Genomic DNA, 19876 nt, shown 5'->3' with positions numbered 1-19876 from the left:
CCGTCAGGATTCTTGCCCGATATGAACTTCGCTTGTCCCGGCTTCACCAGATAGCGGTAGTAGCCTTGTTTGCGACTGGGCTTATACACCTTCTGTTCGAAGGAATAGATCTTACTGTCGGAGCTGAGTTTCTCCATGGCGTCGCCCTCCGTCAGCTTGGGAAAGAGATAGACCGTGCCCTTGATCTCCTCGGCCGTAGAGATGAAGATCAGTCCCATGGTATGCCCGAGTGTGAAGGTAAAGGTATTATCGATTACCGAGCCGTCGCCGATCATCAGGTCGCTGGCGATATACTTCATCGTGGTAGACTGGTCGTCCTGTGGCCTCCACTCGTTCACATATTCCGCAAAGAACTCAGCGGCTGTGCGTTTCGACCAGTCGACCTTCTCCATATTAAAATCCTTGTTATAGGGATAATAGGCGAAGTAGCTCATGCCCGAGAAGTAATAGAAGGTCTCGCCGTCAGGGTTCTTCCAGTTGGTGCCGTCGTATACCAGTTCCAGGTTCTGATAGTGTGAGGCTCCACCTGAAGAGATGGAGAACACGCCGATCTTGTCGCCTGCGATGAACTGTGTCTTCATGGCGGTACCGTCACTGCCTGACTCTTCCTCGTTGCTCTCACTGGCACGAGTCGTGTTATTGTCCTTGTTCTCATAACCACCGTCCACTACTTTCACAGTCATGGCTTTCCGTCCTTCCGGATTCTCGCCGATATTTGCTTCGTCTTGTGTACAACTGTTACTGAGGAAGGCAAACATAGCCAGACTCAGAGATAAGAATATTTTGCTTTTTTCCATTTCTTAGAGGTATTCTTATTTGTTGTTTTGTTACTTGTCATTCGCTGCTGATAGCCTCATCCTCGCCTTCCTTGGTCCATTGGGTGCCGTTTCCGACAGTCATTCCGTCAGGCTGGTCGGTGTGGGTGGCGTCTTCGTTGTCGCCATCTTTTTTCCATCCATTGGCATGGTGGTCATATTCGGGCTGACTGTCCTCCTGCAAGGCACTGCCTTCACCCTCTTTCCGCCATCCGTTGGCACTGATCTCAAGAGGAATGACGCCCGATGTGATGTTGGCATCGGGATTGTCCTCCCTTTGCCACCCCTGTATCTGTAGCGTAGCATCCTTGTCATCGTTCTCGTCGACGGTGCCGTCATCCTGCCAGCTCCATACCAGGTTGTCGCCCACCATGGGTGTCACCACCAGCTTTGTGCTGTCTACGCTGACTCCGATATCATAGACGAAGAGATGCCCGGGTGTCAGTCGGGCCTGGTTCTCCTGTGGTATATAATAATAGGTATGGCCACCTAGGGTGATGGCCAACAGAGGCTTATGGTCCAGATTGTCAGGAATGACCAGCGCCTCGTAGTATTTCAGATAGGTGCTCACACTGTCGAACACCGTCACATGGGGTATGATATACCCAAGGTCCTCGCTTCTGCGGGAGAGTGTCCAACTGCCATAGGATGTGGTGGCCGGCTCCTCAAACGAGGCGCGCATCACGATGGGATACGATGCGTTGCCGATCGTCACCTGTTCTATCGCAGCCGTATCGCCTTTGATGGCGCCCTCGTTCCTGATCCTCACCATGATCTTTGAGGTCTGGTGATAGAAGTTGATCTGTGCATGGAAACGGTCGGTATAGGTGATGCCTGTGGGAGTGGCATAGAGGAAATCGCTTTGCTCCATTCCCTCCCCGTCGTTGGTATGCTGGTTGCCTGCCACCGTCCACTCAGTGGGCATCTCCCTCAGTCGTCTGCCATTGCCGAGATACCATCCGGCGACGGTCTTCGTCTCGCTCCTGGTTCTCCAGTAGAATGGTGTCTCCGCAGCGGCTGCCCTCAGAGTGCCTCCGTCCTCATGACTGGCCTCATAGATCTTCACCTCGTTATCGATGCGCACAGCCACCTGATCGTGCTCCGCCCATTCGCTCGTCGTGGCGGTAGTGCCTCTTGTCGCCTCAACGGGCGATGCCACGACAGCCTTCAGCACCACGGGCTCTGGTGTCTCCAGGAGCGACTCCGTGTCTTGTTGCGAACAAGCCATGAGCGATAGCAGGATCGCTGCCGTTATCATCTCTTTGTGTCTTCTCATACCTGCGTCGCTCCTTATATCTTCATTTGTACGTCTGTCACGCCTCCCAGCTCCCAGTCGTGTACGACGACCTCGTATTCCAGTGCCAGTGATACGACAGAGATCTGGTACGTGTAGATCTTGCCCCACTGCCATTCGGGCACGGTGCTGTTCTTCAGGTTCGCCTCCAGGGTGTGAACGGCCGTCGTCCCGTCGATGGTGGCCTCGTACTCGATCACCATCTTAGCGTCGTCGGGTATCGCCTGAGGCAGCATCAGGAATGAGTTCTCGTTGGTCGCCACCGGCTGCCGGCCGTCGGCGTCGCTTGCCAGCGTGATGTGCTCTACCACATAGTCGGGACTGACGGTGAAGCTGACACCGTTGGTGCCACCCTGCAGCGTCCATGCGTTATCGCCCAGGCGATAGGTTCCCTTCTTGTGGATGTTCTTCAGCGAGATGCTCTTGATCTTACCGCTCAGTCCGATGTCGCCCGTCACAAACTGGATGGCCGACAGCCGGTGATGGAGTGTCATCTGAACAAGATCATTCCTGTCACTGGTACTTAGTACTGCCGACTCGCCCGTCATCACATCCTGCTGGTCGGCCACATCCTGCGGCACCTCGTACGTTATCACCACAGGACCACTCGTCGCATGATCTGACAGAAGGATGGACGGGTTACCACTCTGTTCGGAATACGGATAGTATGCGAGGAACTTCATCGACTTGCCGGTCTCCGGCTTGGCATACCCGTTAGTCGTGCACCAGCCTGTGCCACTTCTGATGACCTCCTCGTTCCACATATATCCCGGCGTTCCGAGGGCATCGCCGTTCTCAAAGACATAAGCCGCCATACCGACGCTCTTGCTAAGCGTCGTCTCGGGAATGCCACGTGTCGTCATATCACCCGTCGAGAACGAGAAATATAACGGCTGGTATGCCGGCGGTGTGGCAGTGTCATCACTGCCACACGCCGACAGAACCAGCGAGATAAGCGCAAGCATACCCACCTTCCATAAATGCTGTTTGGCCTTTCGAAGGTTCAGTATCATGCTTCTAGTCTATTTCTATTCCACGATCGCTGATGGTAGGATCATCAAAGATTGAAGAACCACTAAGAATAGATACGCGGTCCATCTCTACGGTTACGATCTCTGGTTTCACATATTTTGCTTTCATAATGTTTGTTTTTAATGATGATTTACTTAATTGTCAGAACTCTATGTCCACGGGCTCGTCTGTGCCTTCAGTCCACGGGTCAACCTCAATGACAAATCCGGAGCCGAACGACAAAGGCTTTCCATGGATGTCGTAACCTCCGGCGAAGCTGATGGTAAGAGTGGTCGTCTTTCCCTCAGTGGTCTTGGTCGCATTGATGGGTAAATACACCTCTCCATACTCGTTGGCAGTCCCCAGCAGATAGATACCCTCGGCGCTTTGTATCTTACAGAGCAGCCTCATGTAGGTCTGTCCTTCTGCATCAGCCTCCGCTATCGACACAGGCGCCGTGTCCTTTGTCTTCCACTTGGTGGTTTTTGCCTGGGGGATCACCATGAAGATGGTATCCTTATTGACAAGATATTCCCTGGTGGTCGGAACCACGAATGGCTCGTCAAGGATACGCTCCATCTTTCCACGGGTGGTGCCTTCTGTCCACGAACCAGAGTTTGATGTTGTGGTACTGAAAGTGAATGTTCCCGAGTTGATCATGTTATGCACGGAAAATCCTCCGACAGTGACAGTGTAGTCGCCATCCATCTTGTTGACAATCGTGAAGTTCAGACCAGCAAGCGCAGACTTGAAACTCAGTCCGGTATTACCCTGGGTCTCCTTCATGTTTACTCCGATAGACGAGGCATACATCAGGTCAAACTGTTCCTCCGTACGCTCTGGTACGGTGTAGGTGAATGTTTGCTTCGCGGTAGTCATCGTCAGCTTGTCCAAAATACCGCCGGCGCTCTTCTTGGCGAACGAGGCGTTGATGGAATAGAAGTTGACAGCTCCATCAGGTATATTGAGGATGCCGTTTGCTGTCCATGTCCCATCTTCATTCTTCTGGTATATGATATTCGTAGCGAATACTCTTTTACCATAGATACCATAGACACCGTACCTGTCGATCTCAAAGGGCTTCATACGGGAACCGCGTGTCAGTGGAGTGCCGTCTATAGAGATGTTGAACACAAAGGGGGAAGCCACTGGGTAGTCTTCCGTTGTCGGAGGGTCATTCTTGGAACAGCCAATGAAGCCTGCTGTCAATGTCAAGACACCGACAATCAGCAGCATTGCTTTGCACAAGAACTTCATAAGGCTATTTGCAGACATGATGGGTTATGGGTTGATAATTGGTGTGAATGCTTCATAGAAGGATCTTCCGTCTGCGTATTTCATCTGATCCATTCTGATGTTGATCACATTGTTTTTAGCAAATCCAAAGCCGTTTGTCATCACCAGCGGAATGTACACTTCTTCGTAATTGTCGGTAGTGCCATTGGCAGCGGCATCTTCGTTTCTCTTATTCAGGATACTCTCCAAGACGACATTCATGTTGAATTCTTCGGCTGTCGGGACGAGCACGCTGATCTGCTTGTCGTCAAGCCAGCTGTCGTCGTCTGTTGAAGCTTGACCATCATAAGTGTCGATATACTCTTCCTTTGCTTCTTCATACTCTCCATCATCAGAAGTCTCGTCTAAACCAAACATATCTCTATAAGTACTTCCTGTGTACTCATAGAACTGACAGGTGACGCCGATATAGCTGTTGTTCAAGGGGTGCCCGGAGGTGCCGTCGGTATCCCAAGCAGTAGGCTTATGGGGCATTACATAGATCTCGCCGATAGAGGTCTCGTCAATATAGTTGCCGTCTAGCTCCTTGAAGTCAGCGAATGCGGAAGGCACGAATTCTATCGGCTGTTTCAGGGTGATGACAATATCCTTGTATTCCGCGTCATCAGGATCTACGGTCCATGGGTTCGTGGCATAGTTTGCGAAATCGAAAGTTCCCTTTGTGGCAATGTGATACAAAGTGATTTTGGTCACCTTGATGTGGGAGTCGTTATCGCCACCAAGTGCATCCTTGTCGAATCCGATATTGAATTTCACAGATGACAGGGCGTGCTTGAAACTCAGGGTGACGGGGGAGCCGCTCTCGTTGTCCTCGCTCAGAGATACCAGCAGGTCTTTCTGGTCGCTGATGTTTGCAGGCACGGTGTAGGTGAACTTCCCGTTAGTGATGGCTGGCGCATCGCTAGTGTTGTCACTGGTAGCATAGAAGGTATGAGTATCTGTGCCATCGGGCCATGTCAGGTTCGCATGCCCGTCAGCAACCCAACTGCCGTCGGGCTTTGTAAACAGATAGTTGTCCATCCATTTGTTGGAAGTCCCCTGAATACCTACCATGTTAAAAGAACTGATGGCGCTGATGGCTGTTCCACGAGTTGCATCGCTGTTGGCAACATTGACAACGAATGGAATACCAGAAGCCTGACCCTCTGCCGGATTCTCTTTTCCTGCCAGTGAGTCTTCACTTGAGCAACTGATAAGAGTTGCTGTGACTGCCGTCAGGGCAGTCATCCAAATAGTTTTTTTCATATCATTAATGTTGTTAAAAAGTATAATCCCAAAAAACGTTATATGTAGCTTTGGTTGATTAATAATATATTAACGCATCCTATTTGTTGTTCGGTCGCGCTAGCACGCCCTCCCTTAGACACGCTGGTCAGTAGTAACCAACGGCAAAGTTAAACATTTTTTTTATATTACAAATATATTTTATCTTTTTTTTTCAAAAGCACAAAAAAAATATCGGCAATAAGCATTGCCGATATACCTATAATATAAATAATGTGCAGCCCACGCGCCTCGAGACAGATACCTATGTTCTCTCTATCAGCACAACGGCATAGGCCGAGATTCCCTCCTCACGACCCGTAAAACCAAGCTTCTCGGTAGTGGTCGCCTTGATGGAGATATCATCCTCATCGCAACCACATATCTGCGCCATACACGCCTTCATCTGAGGGATATGAGGGTTCATCTTCGGGCGCTCTGCACAGATGGTCGCATCGATATTACCCAGACGGTACCCTTTCGTAGCAATCAGGTCGATGGTTTTCTTCAGGATCACCTTACTGTCCATACCGTCGGTCTCGGCGGCGGTATCAGGGAAGTGGTAACCGATGTCGCGCATGTTGGCAGCACCGAGCAGAGCGTCGCAGACGGCATGCAGCAGCACGTCGGCATCGCTATGGCCCAACAATCCCTTACTATGCTCAATCTTGATGCCACCCATCCAGAGGTCGCGGCCTTCCACTAACTGATGGACGTCGTAGCCCATTCCAACTCTTATTTTCATATTATCTTTTGTTTTTATTGTTACCTTCTGAACAGATCCTTGATTCCATCCATGTCGAAGGCGAGGGTAAACCGCAAGGTCTGGTCGAGCGGGTTACTACGCGCCGTCGAGATGACATAGCCCACATCGAGCGAGAAGACATTCATCCGGAAACCGCCACCGACGGTGAAATACTTCAGGTTACCCTTCGACTCCGCCTGATGGTGATAACCCGCACGAAGCGAGAACTGGTCGTGATACACATACTCGGCACCGAGGCTCCACTGCACCTCGTCCAGCTCCTCCTTGAAGCCACCGGGAGCATCGGAGAAGCTCTTGAACATACCACTGAAGGCACTCACATCACTATATTCCCTGCGTACCCGATCCTGATAGTCGCTGTTCGACTCGCCCTCCTCCTGTCGGGGAACAGTAGGCACCATCAGCTTATTGACATCAGCAGAGATAGAGAAGCGGTTATACGCATCGACGGGAATCATCAGTGAGGCACCCAACCGCATGTTAGCTGGCAGGAACTGACTCTCCTCATCACCGTAATAGGAAATCTTACTACCGATATTCGACAAGTTCAGTCCCACTCCAAGCTGACACTCTCTGCTGCCCAGCATCACATAGTTATTATAGTACATCGCCAGGTCGGCGGCAAAGGCCGAGGCCGGCTTTGAGTCCTCACTATAGTCATAGCGCAGATCGCTGTATATCCAGCGGAGGGCGGCAGCCAACGAGAGCTTCTCACTGAGCATCATCGAATAGGCCACATCAAGCGACATCTCATAAGGCTTGACCGTCATCCCATCATCAGCGATGACCTCACCCAACGAGAAGTAACGGAGCGAGCCCGACACAGCCGAATAGTCGCCGATACGATAGTAGCCGGCCACATAGGCCAGATCAATATCGTTGACCAACTGCCTCAGCCATGGCGTATAGTTCAGCGCTACCCCCGACCGACTGATACAGAACGGATATTTTGCAGGGTTCCAGTATTGTGAGTTTACGTCGGGATCGGTGGCTACACCCACGTCACCCATACCTGCCGCCCGTGCATCGGGGGCAATCGTCTGCGATATCACCGCATGCTCAACCGGGTTGAACATCACGTTCTTACTATCCTGTGCAGAGACCCCGAGTAGTGAGACGTGAACAAAGAACAACACGGTCACCACTCTTACTATCGTCTGTATCCTTTTTGTATTCTTATCTTTCATTGCTCATATAACGACTGATACAGTCTAATTATTGCTTAACACCATTAATTTATTAGCATACGAAGCCGTGCCGCTGCCAGCGCAGCCCACTTGGATGCGGTAGATATAGACACCCGCCTGCAGTCTACTGCCACTAGCAAGCCGCAGATCCCAGTCTACCGTATAGGTATGGCCGACAGGTATGACGGTCTCACGCTGTTTCCAGAGCTGACGCCCCGCCATATCGAAGATGTCGAGTGTCACCGTTATCTCACTACCCATACGGTCGTGACTCACGACAAACGAGGTGTTCGTCGTAGCCGGGTTCTTCGTACATACGACACTGATATCACCTGGCGTCAGGTCCTTCACCACTTTGAACGCCAGTTCCGTCACCGACGAGTTTCCCACCACATCCCATGCCCGGAAGCGCAGGCGGTATGCCCCCTCATCCAATGCCGGAATACTAAAACCCACCGTACCACTACGGTAGTCGCCGAAGTCGTATGCGAAGTAGTCGTTGAGGTTATACGTCCACGACTCTCCCGTCGCCCGACCCTGTCCGTCTTGCAGTCGCTCGATCACCAGTTCCAGATCATGACCGATACTACTGCCCGAGGCATTGATGCCGCTGTCGTCGTAGAGTTCCGCCACGAAGTAGGGAGTGGTATTAACACGACCGCCATTCACGAAAGTCTTGGCATTCAGATAGCAGTGGATCGACGGACCCACCGAGTCGGTCTGCGTATCACTGCTGCCGCTGACCACGAAACCACCATGCTCGCCATGCGCCGTCACCGTCTTATCATTGCTGATAGCATAAAGCGTCATCAGACCGCTGCCGTCGGTATAACTGATATCCGTAGGCACAGCGAAGGTAAAACGGAAGAGACCGTTTCTCACGCTGTCGGAGCCATGATAGAGTGTCCGCCTACGGTCCGTATAGACGAAAGGCTCGTCGGCACCCTCGTCAGAGGTGTCGTTCAGCCGACAAGTGATCGTCTCCTCGGCATCTCTGACGACGACGGTAATCGTCCCTGACGAGTTGCAGGCAACAGTCTCTTGTCCATGGCCAGATTGGAGATGGCCGGTGACCTGGACGACAGAGCCTGCCTGTAGCTTGATGTCCTCGTCAGCGGCCTGACCGTTGATGCTGTCAATCACGACGGTCGCCGTCGGACAAGCCAGTCGCAAGGCCGGATCGCCGAGCAACGTATATTGCAGTTTGTTGGGCGACATGTCACGCCCCCGACTGACGAGCTCGCACTTTGCCAGACGAGCCGCCTCGCCGATGGTCACGCCCGGTGTCAGCACATAACCCGTGAAGGCGAGGTTCATCGCCTCGTTATAAGTGGCATAGACCGTCCGAGTGGTTCCGAAGAAGGCGATACCGCCACCCTTGCTATTGAACATCACCGTCTCGCCGATGTTCTCCTCCTGCCCATCGAAGGGCATGATATCACACGAGGCCGTCACCCATAGAGGCAACCCCTTCGATGTCGATGTCTCAAAGTCGGCCAGCTTCATCACCAGTTCATGCGACAGTGCATAGGCAGCCCCATGACCACAGTAGTTCATCATCAGGGCCCCGTCGTTCAACTGCTGTCTGATCTGTCGCGTCACATCAGGATAGGCATAGCCCGTCGACGACGAGGTACGTTGGTAGGCATCCCAGTAGATCTTCTTCACCTGATAGCCAGGGTGATCGTTGGCCACCATCGTTGCCACCTTGTCGGCGGTAGTCATATGTACGTTATTGTTTCCGTCGTCGCCCATCATACAGACGACGTTCTGCCATGCGCCGCCCTGTGCGTTGGTGGCATAAGCGATGGTCTTGTCCACAAGCACCGCCGCCTCTTCCGCGGTACGTGCCGGGAAACGGCCCACCGCCACATCAGGCTTACCCGAGTACTGTCCATTCGTCTGTCCGTCGGCGATGGTCTCCTCGTCGTCGAGCAGACAGAAGAAGTCGTCGCTCACATAACAGTTCACATGACTGAATGAGTTCTCGCTCTCGAAGCACAACAGGAAGTCATCGAGGTCGCAGCCCGCCCAGTCCTGCGTGCGCATCCTGTTATCCCAAGCCCCATCGCCCATCAGCAACAGATAGCGGGGAGCATCCGCCTCTGTCGTGGCCCGGTCGTAGAGCATCTTCATATAACGCCGATAGGCTGTGGCATCGGGCGTACCACTAGAGAACTCATTATACAACTCGTCGGCAGGAACGATGCGCACCCTCAGTCCGTCCGTCTGTTCATGGTGTGCTTTCAGGCGTTCCGCCTGTGCCAGCAGTTTCTGCGAGGTAGGAATGATCATCACCATATCTACGGCCTCGTCGGCATGATGATCCTGGTTGGTAATCATATAGACATATTCAGGCACGGGCAGGTCAGCCGTCGCCAAGTCAACCATCGGCCGCGGCGTGTCGAGTCGCAGCGACAGATAGTCGAGTCGCAAGTCGCCCCCACTCGTCTGTGTGATCTGCACCGTATTCTCCGCTTGTAAGTCATTGAGGGGGAAGTCCCATACGTACTCTGCCGCCTCGGTATAACTGTCGAGGACAACGGTCCGTCCGACGGTGCCCACCGCCACCCCGTTCACGGCGACGGTAGCCTCGAAGCTGCCGTTATAGGTCAGGGCAACGGACAGGGTGCCCGTCGTGCCACTGGCAGTCAACGTATATGTCTGTGGGAGTCCTTTCCCGAAAAGTGTCTTGTCGAAGAGGTTCCTACCACCATGATACCAGGCATAGTCGTCCACCTCGTAGAGCGTGTGGTAGTCGGCCGCAGTTGGATAGTCGGCCACAAAGGTCTCCTCTGTCACGGTGAGGGGCTCTCCCTCATCCTCTGTCAGGAAATAATAGCCATAATCGGAATAAGGATTACGGATGCGCACTGTGGCTGTCGGCGACTCCCACGTCACAGGTCCCACGGCCCGAAACAACCGACGACCGTTCACCATACAGGTGGGCACCTCACGCAGGTCGTCCGTCATCGTCAGATAAGCGGCAGTCAACCGCTCCGGCTGCAAGGCACCGCCATAGCCGTAGACCCTCACATGCGACAGATCCGTGAATCCGGCCTCTCGGATCAGTGCCTCCGTCAGTTGGTAGACACCGCTCGCCGGCACCCGGATCTTCGCCCAGCGGCCCGACCGCAGAACGGAGTGACTGGCATAGCGCGAGCCTTCCATCGCCCGTGTCCGTGCCCTGTCGGCAACTACCGCCCGTGCCTTCGCCTGCACGTTCAGTTTAAAACTGACGAGTTTCTGGTATCGCCCGTCGCGGAACACCAAGGGCACAAACGACACGTCGAGCATACCTTGTTTCCGTGCCACACCCACCGTCTGACTTATCTCAGGCAGTGCCGGCAACGGCTCGTCGCTGATCTCCTGATAGCGGCGCACCTCGTTGGCACTCATGTCGACAAACTCGGGATACTCGATGCTCACGGTATAGACCGAGTCGGCATAGCCGGCCCCCAACGCCTTCTGCCAGGTATATACAGACAACACACTGTCGATCCTGACTTGCCGGGCAGTCAGGTTCACGAACCCCTGAGCCTCAGCACACAGGCAGAGGGTCAGGAGAGCACAAACGGTCATCAGTCTCAAGGCGCTTCTCACGTTCAGCATCAAACCTTTAATACTATAACGTTCTCCGCCCTTGCTTTATTGTAAGAGCGAGCTTACAACATATAATAAAATGTAAGTAGCAATTCTCGTCCACGGATGTGGTTAACAGACGAACTACTGATCAGGTCGCTGACGGTGACATAAGAATAGACCGTGCGATTAAATATGTTTGTGAGCGAGAGAGAGAGGTCGACATGACGAGACTTATAACCGACCTTGGCGTCGGCCAGGAAGAAGTCCTTGTAGCTGTCTCGTGTGATCTCATTATGGTAGTATTCGGCTGTAATGTCGAAGGTTATTGGCTTTAAGGGTAGAGTCAGCGTCATATCATGCTTCCAGTTGTGAACGTTAGTGGCCGGCGATTGCTCCATCTTCATTCGGTTCTGCCTAAGGGTGACACCATAGCGCAGATGCATGTCCTTCCAGAATGAGAAATCAAGGCCGGCACGGGCGTTGAGCATCTGACTATTAAACTCTGTCAAGCGATCGTTTACTCCCTGTGACGCACGCTGTAGCATCGAGGCGTCGTTGTTGGTATAGATGACTCGCAGGCTGGTAACACCGTTCCAGAAGTTGAGACCTTTGCTGGCTATCAGAGTGACCTGCCATGCGTCGGACTTCGCCTCCTGTTCTGTTGCGGAAAGAATGATATAGTTGTCCAAGAACTCTCGGGTCGATGTGTAGGGCGAGGTCGAGAAGGAACGTGAGATGGTCAGGTACGAGTGCATGGCTTTTAACGCATCGCTATAAGTGATATTGCTGCGAATAGACCATGTGTGCTCATGACGATACCCCGTCCATCCCTGGTTGACATATTGGTAGTCCTGCAGGATCAGAGCATGATAGAATCGCGTCGGGTCGGGGTTTGACAGAAAGGAGGAACCGCCTAAAGAGAGTTTTAGGCGTGGCGAGGCTTTCCACTGAACCCGCAGGTCGGGAGAGAAGAGCATCTGATGATGCCCTTTGTCCTCACTATATTTCTCATAGAGATACTCCGTTGTGGGACTTAAGTCTATCTGTATGTCACGAGTCTTGTAGGTTATCTTCGGTTCAACATAGAGTCGTACCAAAGAGAAGCGGACATCGTCGGATAATAATCCGATAGTGTCAGATATGCCCGACAGATCAGACTCCAGCCGGTGATGTTCGGCATTTACCCCTGCTTTCAGCGAGAGATTGAAAACACCTATTTTAGTGGCTCCCATGGCATAGGTATCTGTATTGTACAGTTGCTGACTGATATGCTGGAGGAGCGGACTGACGGTCAGTGATTGCGGCCGGCTGATGATGCGGTTATTAGAATAGAAGGAGACAAGGCTCTGATTGTATTTACGGACGATATAGAGATTATCCTTGATGTCATATTCTGGCTTACGTGCATATTGATAGTAGTCGTATGAACCTCGTTCGTCTAACCATTGCCGACTCCACAGGAGATCGGCCGACAGGGAATTCTTCAGATACTGGCGTTCGGAATTATGTTCATATTTCACCAACGCATAAAGTTCGTTGTCTTTCCGCAGAAAATCCTTGCGGGTGTTGATCACCTTGTTGCCATCTGGTAGGAAATACTCTGTCTGCCGTTCACCCTGTGCCGACTCCCGATAGTTATTGTAGATAAACTGGACATTGATTTGTGCTGAGTCATTAAGGCGTTTCATGGCATTGGCAGTCACGGCATGGCTACGATTGAACAACGTGCGGTTTTCAGAGAGACTTGTCGTACGCGGTGAAGCCAGACTAATGTAGTCGTTCAAACCGTCAAAGTCGTCGAGGAAAAACAGATTGGTCGTTTCCTTATTGATGTTTAAACCGGTGTTATTGGTCTTATAGGTGAACATCGTCTGGAAATTGGATTTCAGGCGCAGAGCGAGTCCCTCCAGTTTCCACAAGCCTGTGTTATGACTGATGCCAGCCCCACCATTGTACGAAGTCACCCAGTGGCTCTTCGCGCCCTCCTTCATACGGATATTGACGGCCGCATCGTCGGTGAAGGTAAAGTCCTCCAGCACACGGACAGGTTGATGATTTCTCATCACCTCTACCGTGCCGATATCCACCTGTGGCAGAGAGTTGGTGGCCACACCATACTTACTGCCAAGCATGTCGAGTCCTTCAATATAGAATTTGCTGATGGGTTTACCCTCATACTTGATCTCCCCATTTTGCTTGTTTACCTCGAAGCCTGGAATATGAGCCAGCACATCACCGATGCTACGATCGTTCTGGTCGGCGAATGTGGCAATGTTATATGTGATGGTATCACCCCGCAGACGCACTTTGCTGGCCTTGACGGTGACTTCCTTCAAGGCGATAGCCTCTTCCTGCATGACGATACGCAGAAACTTCTTTGTTGCAGTAGGGTTGTTGATGCGCTGCTTCTTAAAACCGAGCATTGACACTTCCAGATAACTGTCGGCTGTGACTTCTAATGTGAACGAGCCTTTTGCGTCAGTCTTGTCGAAGCGTATCATCTTGTTCGTGTTATTGCTGCGCACCTGAATGATGGCACCTGTCAGCGGATCACCGTTCTTATCGGTGATAGTTCCCGTTATCCGCATCTGCGCCATCGCCATCAGCGGAAGGAAGCAGCATATTAAAATAATAAGGTGTCTCCTCATTGCCTTTCCTTCGGCTTCATTCTAACTCAATGTATGGTTTTGCTGAAATTACTTTATCTGAATACGGAATAGTTCTTGGACGATTCTTGTACTTCAGGAACTTTTCTCTGGTCATTTTATAATAGTTGTTCTTTCCCCAATTATAGAAGGTGACAGGATCGATGCCTTCTGTCTTGACGCTGACAGCTGTGAGCTTGATGAAATCATCATCCGCTGTAGCCTTCAGAATCAGTCCTGGTAATCCGTTTAACTTCCACGGGCCAAGGCTAACGGGAATCTCTTCCGTAAACCATACTTTCCACTCTCTCCCACGGAACTTGGTTTTTGCATAGTGGCACTCCATACCCAGGATGGTCATCGTGGAGTCTGTGTCAATAGTCCATTCTTGCGTTGGAATATCCTCCTCGTAGGTATTATAGGCACTGGCATAGTTGCTATATAAAGACAACTTGCCCGTTGTGAGGTCTTGGTATAACAGTTCCCTGTTTATGGTGCTTGACTTTAGCCGTTTGCTCCTGTCTGCACTCTTGTCATCTGTCTCCTGAAACTCCTGCCATACCATATTAAGCGTTGTTTCATTTGTGTTCAGCAGACTATCCGTTCTATTTCGATAAACACTAAAAAACTGATTAGTCGTTTTCCCCACTCTTAGAATGTAGGCATCATCATGCGCCTCTTCCCATGACTCATAACATACCTCGAGAATGGCCGGTTCTATAGTTCTGTTTTGTGCAAATACACCGGAAATGACCGTGCATACAATAACCAGCAAATAACATCTCTTCATACCACAAAATACCATTAAAACATTTTTACATATAGAGCAAAGTCCTCCCGTATACCTGTTAGAGGGCATGCAAATGCATGCCCTCATGTAAGACTAACAGCACTTTTCAAAATAGTCTGCCCAAGCATCCCATTGCTCATCTGTCCATTGTGCACCATTCTGGTTTGCATTAGCAACAGCATTACCTGCGGGAGTATTTTGACCGCCTGCAATAGTTCTCAGTTCGTTCATTGATAACTGTTTCATGTTTTTAATTATTTGATTGCCTTCTTAAAGCTTCCGGCATTGCTTCTCACTGTAAGTTGTCAAGGTCTGAATATAATATTGTCAACACAATTACACTCGACTTTCGTTGGAGCAAAGATAGGCGTTCAATTGGTAACGGCAAAATCTTTGAGTTGACAAATAGTTGACAAATCTCAGAAAAGCAGAAATGTAACAAACAGTAAAGGTTTTGAAACAAAAGAAAAAGCCGGAGCCTGCGAGGAGGCTGGAATATATCACAAAAGGGTGGCCTTTAACAAGCCACGCCCCATCAGAAGTACACACGAAGGCCGCCGATGAAATCCGCGCGCTGGATACCATAGAACTCGTCTTTCTTCAATTCGAAGCCCTCGGGCTTGTTCAGGCGCATCGACATAAAATTGACTCTTACGCCCAGTCCCACGTTCTTGGATAGCATATACTCAACACCCATATCACACTTCATCGTGGCATGCTTCTCAGTGTAAGAGTAGATGCTGTAACCAGACAACGACTCCTTATACACGCCATAGCCCACGCCAAGGTTGTAGTCCCAGCGCCATCTTTCTCCACTCTTAAAGCTCAAGCCCAGACTAGGACCTACATAGAACAGGTTCAGATGATAGAGGTCATCAAACGTCGTACTGTAGTTCATCACCTCGGCACCGACACCAAACCAGCCCCAGTAATGCATATAGCCGGCATTCACCGTGAAGCCGCCCTTGTGCTCGTACTCGTCACCATCGACCACAAAGCGCGAACTGATATCACCATAGCCCAGATCTACCCTCAAGACGTTCTTCGGATTAGCCCTGGAACGCTCACGGCGGCGATTCTGTTCACGCATGAATTCCACCAGTTCGACATCGTTGTCCATCTCCGCCTTCTGTAAGGCCGTATAGGTGTCGATGGTCACCGCACTGTCGGGCACGACATACATCGTACCGTAGACACGATGGCAGGTGGACGTCCAGATGTTTGGCAGGCGGTGCTCATCCACATGCAGGGCATTGCCACCACACTCCGCCGTCTTCCTCACAGCCAAGGAGAGCATATTGCTGTACATACAGTTTTCCGTGGGAGTAAAACCAGGATCCGTCGCCTTCACCGTACCGATCTTACGCGCCCCGGCAGGTAGTGGCTCATTCTGTTCATACACGATCACCGAGTCGACCTGCCGCGCAGGCAACGACTCTATCAGGTTCACGGTCACCTTGGGCGAACAACTGGCCAGCATTACAGCCACCAGTACAAACAATAACGACAGTTTCTTCATAATTTCTTTATTCATTCTTTGATGGTTGACAAGTACAAAGGTACCACTTTTTCTTGAATTATCCGCATCATAACGGACTTTTCTTTTTCAGAATCACGGGGACAGATTCTTGGAAAATATCGATCAAGAACCCGCCCCATGAAACTTTCAAATTACTAACCCGAAATGTTTTTCATGTTTTTTCTAGAGATGATTATCGTTATGTGCACGATTCCTTTAAAGCAGGCCACAGCCATCCAGGACAGGTTGACCTGTCCGCAGCCTGATGACACGCTGGGAAACAGCACAGTAGTATATGCGATGAAGTCTACTCATTGTAAGATATACGCAAGGCTTAATGCCTCTTATTTTATGGTTTATTATTTCAATACTTATTGCTTCAGATTCGCTTACAAATATAGTAAGAATAAAACAAATATCCATCGTCTTGCTTGTTGTGTTTGTATTATTTTACACTATTTTATCTTTGTTAGACTTTGGGACGATCCCCGAGCCCACCAAAACATCGAAGCGCAGCCGAGAAAAGATCACGCCAGACCTTTGATGGTCTGAGCGTACCTTAATGTAAGAGCGACAGGAGGAGCGGTTAAGTCTCCCCATATAGGGGGAGATTTAGTGGGGGTGGATGCTTCTTTTGGTTCTTTTCTTCGCGCCGAAGAAAGAGAACAGATGGCAGGGTGCAACCCTGCATCAAAGACGGCCATTCTTGCGTCTCGCAGGTAAAAAGCGAGATCGCTGCCTTGCGATATATTTTTACGACAGCCCTCTCATAACTCGCGTGTAGGTCAGGAACGTGAGAGTGAGCCCCATACACGCTAGTTTTGAGCGGTTTTCGTATTTGTCTGATAATAAGCGGTTTAAGTCGACGCGCAAAAGGGGCGGCATCTTTCCTTTAAAGAGATAGGCCCTATGAGTCGTGGAGATAGGGGTCACGAGCGAAAGAGATAATCCCTATACCCTATAAGAGATTATCTCCTTCACTCGTAGGTGCCATTCCTTACAGCCATGGAGACTATCTCTTTAACCGTAAGAAGCCATCCCTATCCAAAGTCGCCCCCATCTCTACGCCAAACAGGCCAAAAAAGGCATAAAAGTCCCCCTTGGTTTTTCTAGTTCGCAACTCCAGACGAGCACTTTTTTAGGCACTTTTTCATGACAAACGGATAGCCAAGCGGTCTGTTATTGACTACACCTGCTATTTCGTTATCCATATAAATGATCATTCTATATTTATTGATAATCTATGTCTTCTTTGTCTTCACAGGAGACTTTAGAATTGGGAATACAATTCTATAATAGGTGTTTTTATATTCTCGATTCTTTATCATATACCAATCATCACAAGAGTTTGCCATCACATTATTATAGTAATTCGCATTTATCAAACACAGTATAAAGGACACATTTGAAGACTTGAATTTCATGCATGATCTGCCGTTTATATTTATATCTTCTGTCTCAGAATAGAAAGACATCTTAGAAAGATAACGTGGGAGATCTCTTTTTGATAGAAAATTATAGAAGTTAAATTCATAGAAGCCCGCAATATAAACATCTGCTTCTCGAAAAATATTACTTATCCTTTTATCATTTTTCTCCAATACGGATCTAGAGACTATAAAATTCTCACCCTTTTCTTTCACCACAATTGGATCCTCTATGTCTATTGTATCCACAACAAAAAAGCACTGCTCTCTATCTTTAGGGTTCAGCGGGTAATGGCTATCTCTATATTTATAACATACACAAGAGACCATAACCAATAACATGAATATAGAAATACAGAGTTTTAACTTCATTGCAGAGTCTCCTTTTTATTAACGGTTTTATAACTGGTTCGTAGCTTCATAAATGTTTTTTCCTAATAGTTAGGGATCATATTGCCCTGATATATCGTTATCAATGTGTATCTGTCCACATATCTGTCCATAGTCATAGAACCATAACCATCAATGCATATTATTTTTTTGCTAATGGCAGAATTATTCTGCGTTTACTAATAAGCATATAAGTAACGATATATACTATCTGAGTTATCGTATATACAAAGCACTTCTCAAATGCGCCTCCATACCCATAGATATGATCATATATCTGACTAATAGCATATTCTTTAGAAATATCACTAAAATGTCTTAACAGCAGATATACTAAACCACATATGATATACGACAAGAGCCAGACTTTGTATTTTTTCCACTTCAGAATTAGTGCAGCAAAAAAAGTTGTCACTATACATAGAATACCCAAAATCAATATATCACTTAGTATTCTCCACCCTCCTCCATCAAACGGTGGACTTTCTAATACAAGAGCGACCCAAAATGAAGGATTCGCGACATTCTCTACTGTGAACATATTAAGGTGAATATGCACGACTACTATAAATAATACTAATAAAATTAGCGATATTCTTTTCATTTTCTTACAATTTGTCCATTCTGCACTTCATAATGCCCTTCTGGGAGTTGACAAATATATTCCAAGTCACCGTTCGTGCTCTGACCGTACAGAGCACCGAAGGGATAGTAGTGGTTCACCTGCTCAACCGTGCCAGAGGCATTGCACACCACACGGTTGTTACCCTGATGGTCCTGCAGATAATAATGGTATACGGGCGTACTGCCGTTGAAGGTGATATAGCCGCCATCAATCAGGATCTGCTTCAATACGTTATTCTCATATATCATGTTACCGCATTACCGTTTAATATAATTATTATAGTCCCAACGCTTCATATAGTAAGGAGCATTCCGTCTCAGACAATTCGTCAATAGAGACCTTTTCAACATTTCCTCGTGGCAAAATCTTATAAATGTCTCCTTCACCTGATTCCCTATTGAACCAATCGTTTGATAGTTCTTTGTAGTTATCCAACAACGAGAGACTCTTTTGTATCAACATCTTATTCACTAATTCTTTATTATTAAGATTCTCAACACCATAAAACGTGATTATACGTCCATTTCTTCTTAAGCAACCACTTAAATTCTTTCTTGTATAAACGTTGGCTTCGCTTACCATAAAATAGTCATTATATTCAAAACTTGCAAAGCGAATAGCCGTTATTGTTACATAATGATTGTTGAGTCGCTTATTTATTATATCGTTTAACTCTCTATTCCTGATACCGGTGGTATCAGAAACCTTTTCTTTAAATTCAAAGTCTATCTCTTTTGCTTTAACAATTTTGTCCCGTGATTTAACAAGATATGTTTCACTGTCCGGATTTCCATCATACTCAACATTAGCTTCATCCCAAGATTTATAATAATTTAGGATAGTCTTATCACTCGCTAATGCCGGATAAATCAAGCTATCACTCATAATGCGTTTATCAAGTAAACAAAATGTTACAAGTTTATCCTTGTAGAAGAATCCACCATCTACAAGCTCTATAGAGGGATAAAAAGAATAATGTTGGACATTCAAGAACGTCCGATTTTCTACCTTATAGAATTGCAAGAACAAAATACTATCTTTTGGATGCCTGCCTATGTAATCGGAAAGAACTGTTTCTACTCCATTAGAACAAGGATACGACTCTTTGGCCTCCTTACATCCAATAAGGAGAATCAATATCAAACTAATAATAATCACTTTATTTCTAGAACTGCAATTTCCCATTTCCCACTTTTTTTTCTTGACTTTATTCTATTTTTATCGTAATTCACCAAAGTTTGAGTAGGAGTATGATACATGTAA

At 48.7% G+C, this 19876-nt stretch carries 15 protein-coding genes; all 15 read right to left on the bottom strand.

Translation table 11 applies throughout. The annotated features are described in order from the left end of the window. On the bottom strand, nucleotides 1–797 hold a 797-nt coding region (locus BMY63_RS06245), incomplete at its 3' end, for a fimbrillin family protein (protein ID WP_177178395.1). 37 nt (nucleotides 798–834) lie between these two features. Continuing rightward, entirely contained in the window at nucleotides 835–2091 is a 1257-nt protein-coding gene (locus tag BMY63_RS06240) for a fimbrillin family protein (RefSeq protein WP_177178394.1), read from the bottom strand. 14 nt (nucleotides 2092–2105) lie between these two features. Beyond that, nucleotides 2106–3122, bottom strand: coding sequence for a fimbrillin family protein (locus BMY63_RS06235; protein ID WP_091915420.1), 1017 nt, complete (start codon nucleotides 3120–3122; stop codon nucleotides 2106–2108). Between the two features lie 4 nt (nucleotides 3123–3126). Beyond that, a complete protein-coding gene (locus BMY63_RS12460; RefSeq protein WP_255397454.1) occupies nucleotides 3127–3249 on the bottom strand; it encodes a hypothetical protein in 123 nt (40 codons plus the stop codon). Between the two features lie 33 nt (nucleotides 3250–3282). Next, nucleotides 3283–4377: a fimbrillin family protein gene (locus BMY63_RS06230; protein WP_143065742.1), complete on the bottom strand. Its 1095-nt coding sequence runs from the start codon at nucleotides 4375–4377 to the stop codon at nucleotides 3283–3285. 24 nt (nucleotides 4378–4401) lie between these two features. After that, a complete protein-coding gene (locus BMY63_RS06225; RefSeq protein WP_091915417.1) occupies nucleotides 4402–5661 on the bottom strand; it encodes a fimbrillin family protein in 1260 nt (419 codons plus the stop codon). Between the two features lie 283 nt (nucleotides 5662–5944). Beyond that, complete coding sequence (ispF, locus tag BMY63_RS06220; protein ID WP_091915415.1) at nucleotides 5945–6424, bottom strand: 2-C-methyl-D-erythritol 2,4-cyclodiphosphate synthase; 480 nt, start codon at nucleotides 6422–6424, stop codon at nucleotides 5945–5947. A 20-nt stretch (nucleotides 6425–6444) separates the two neighbouring features. Then, nucleotides 6445–7632: a type IX secretion system outer membrane channel protein PorV gene (gene porV, locus BMY63_RS06215; RefSeq protein WP_143065741.1), complete on the bottom strand. Its 1188-nt coding sequence runs from the start codon at nucleotides 7630–7632 to the stop codon at nucleotides 6445–6447. A gap of 24 nt (nucleotides 7633–7656) precedes the next feature. Beyond that, nucleotides 7657–11244, bottom strand: a complete 3588-nt coding sequence (gene porU / locus BMY63_RS06210; RefSeq protein ID WP_256218957.1) for a type IX secretion system sortase PorU — start codon at nucleotides 11242–11244, stop codon at nucleotides 7657–7659. Between the two features lie 53 nt (nucleotides 11245–11297). Beyond that, complete coding sequence (locus tag BMY63_RS06205) at nucleotides 11298–13865, bottom strand: carboxypeptidase-like regulatory domain-containing protein (protein ID WP_091915411.1); 2568 nt, start codon at nucleotides 13863–13865, stop codon at nucleotides 11298–11300. A gap of 16 nt (nucleotides 13866–13881) precedes the next feature. Further along, nucleotides 13882–14652: a GLPGLI family protein gene (locus BMY63_RS06200; RefSeq protein WP_091900133.1), complete on the bottom strand. Its 771-nt coding sequence runs from the start codon at nucleotides 14650–14652 to the stop codon at nucleotides 13882–13884. A gap of 93 nt (nucleotides 14653–14745) precedes the next feature. Continuing rightward, the gene (locus tag BMY63_RS12310) at nucleotides 14746–14898 is read right to left on the bottom strand and encodes a hypothetical protein (RefSeq protein WP_177178393.1); all 153 of its coding nucleotides are present in this window, start codon (nucleotides 14896–14898) and stop codon (nucleotides 14746–14748) included. A 289-nt stretch (nucleotides 14899–15187) separates the two neighbouring features. Then, the gene (locus tag BMY63_RS06195) at nucleotides 15188–16186 is read right to left on the bottom strand and encodes an outer membrane beta-barrel protein (RefSeq protein ID WP_091915407.1); all 999 of its coding nucleotides are present in this window, start codon (nucleotides 16184–16186) and stop codon (nucleotides 15188–15190) included. Nucleotides 16187–18588: 2402 nt separating this feature from the next. Next, a complete protein-coding gene (locus BMY63_RS06175; protein WP_091915399.1) occupies nucleotides 18589–18861 on the bottom strand; it encodes a hypothetical protein in 273 nt (90 codons plus the stop codon). A gap of 28 nt (nucleotides 18862–18889) precedes the next feature. After that, entirely contained in the window at nucleotides 18890–19771 is an 882-nt protein-coding gene (locus BMY63_RS06170; RefSeq protein ID WP_091915397.1) for a hypothetical protein, read from the bottom strand. Nucleotides 19772–19876: the final 105 nt, after the last annotated feature.

This window comes from Prevotella aff. ruminicola Tc2-24, from assembly GCF_900110895.1.
Taxonomy (GTDB): domain Bacteria; phylum Bacteroidota; class Bacteroidia; order Bacteroidales; family Bacteroidaceae; genus Prevotella.
Note: the sequence above shows the minus strand (reverse complement) of the source record. Positions and strands in the feature narration are given on the sequence as shown.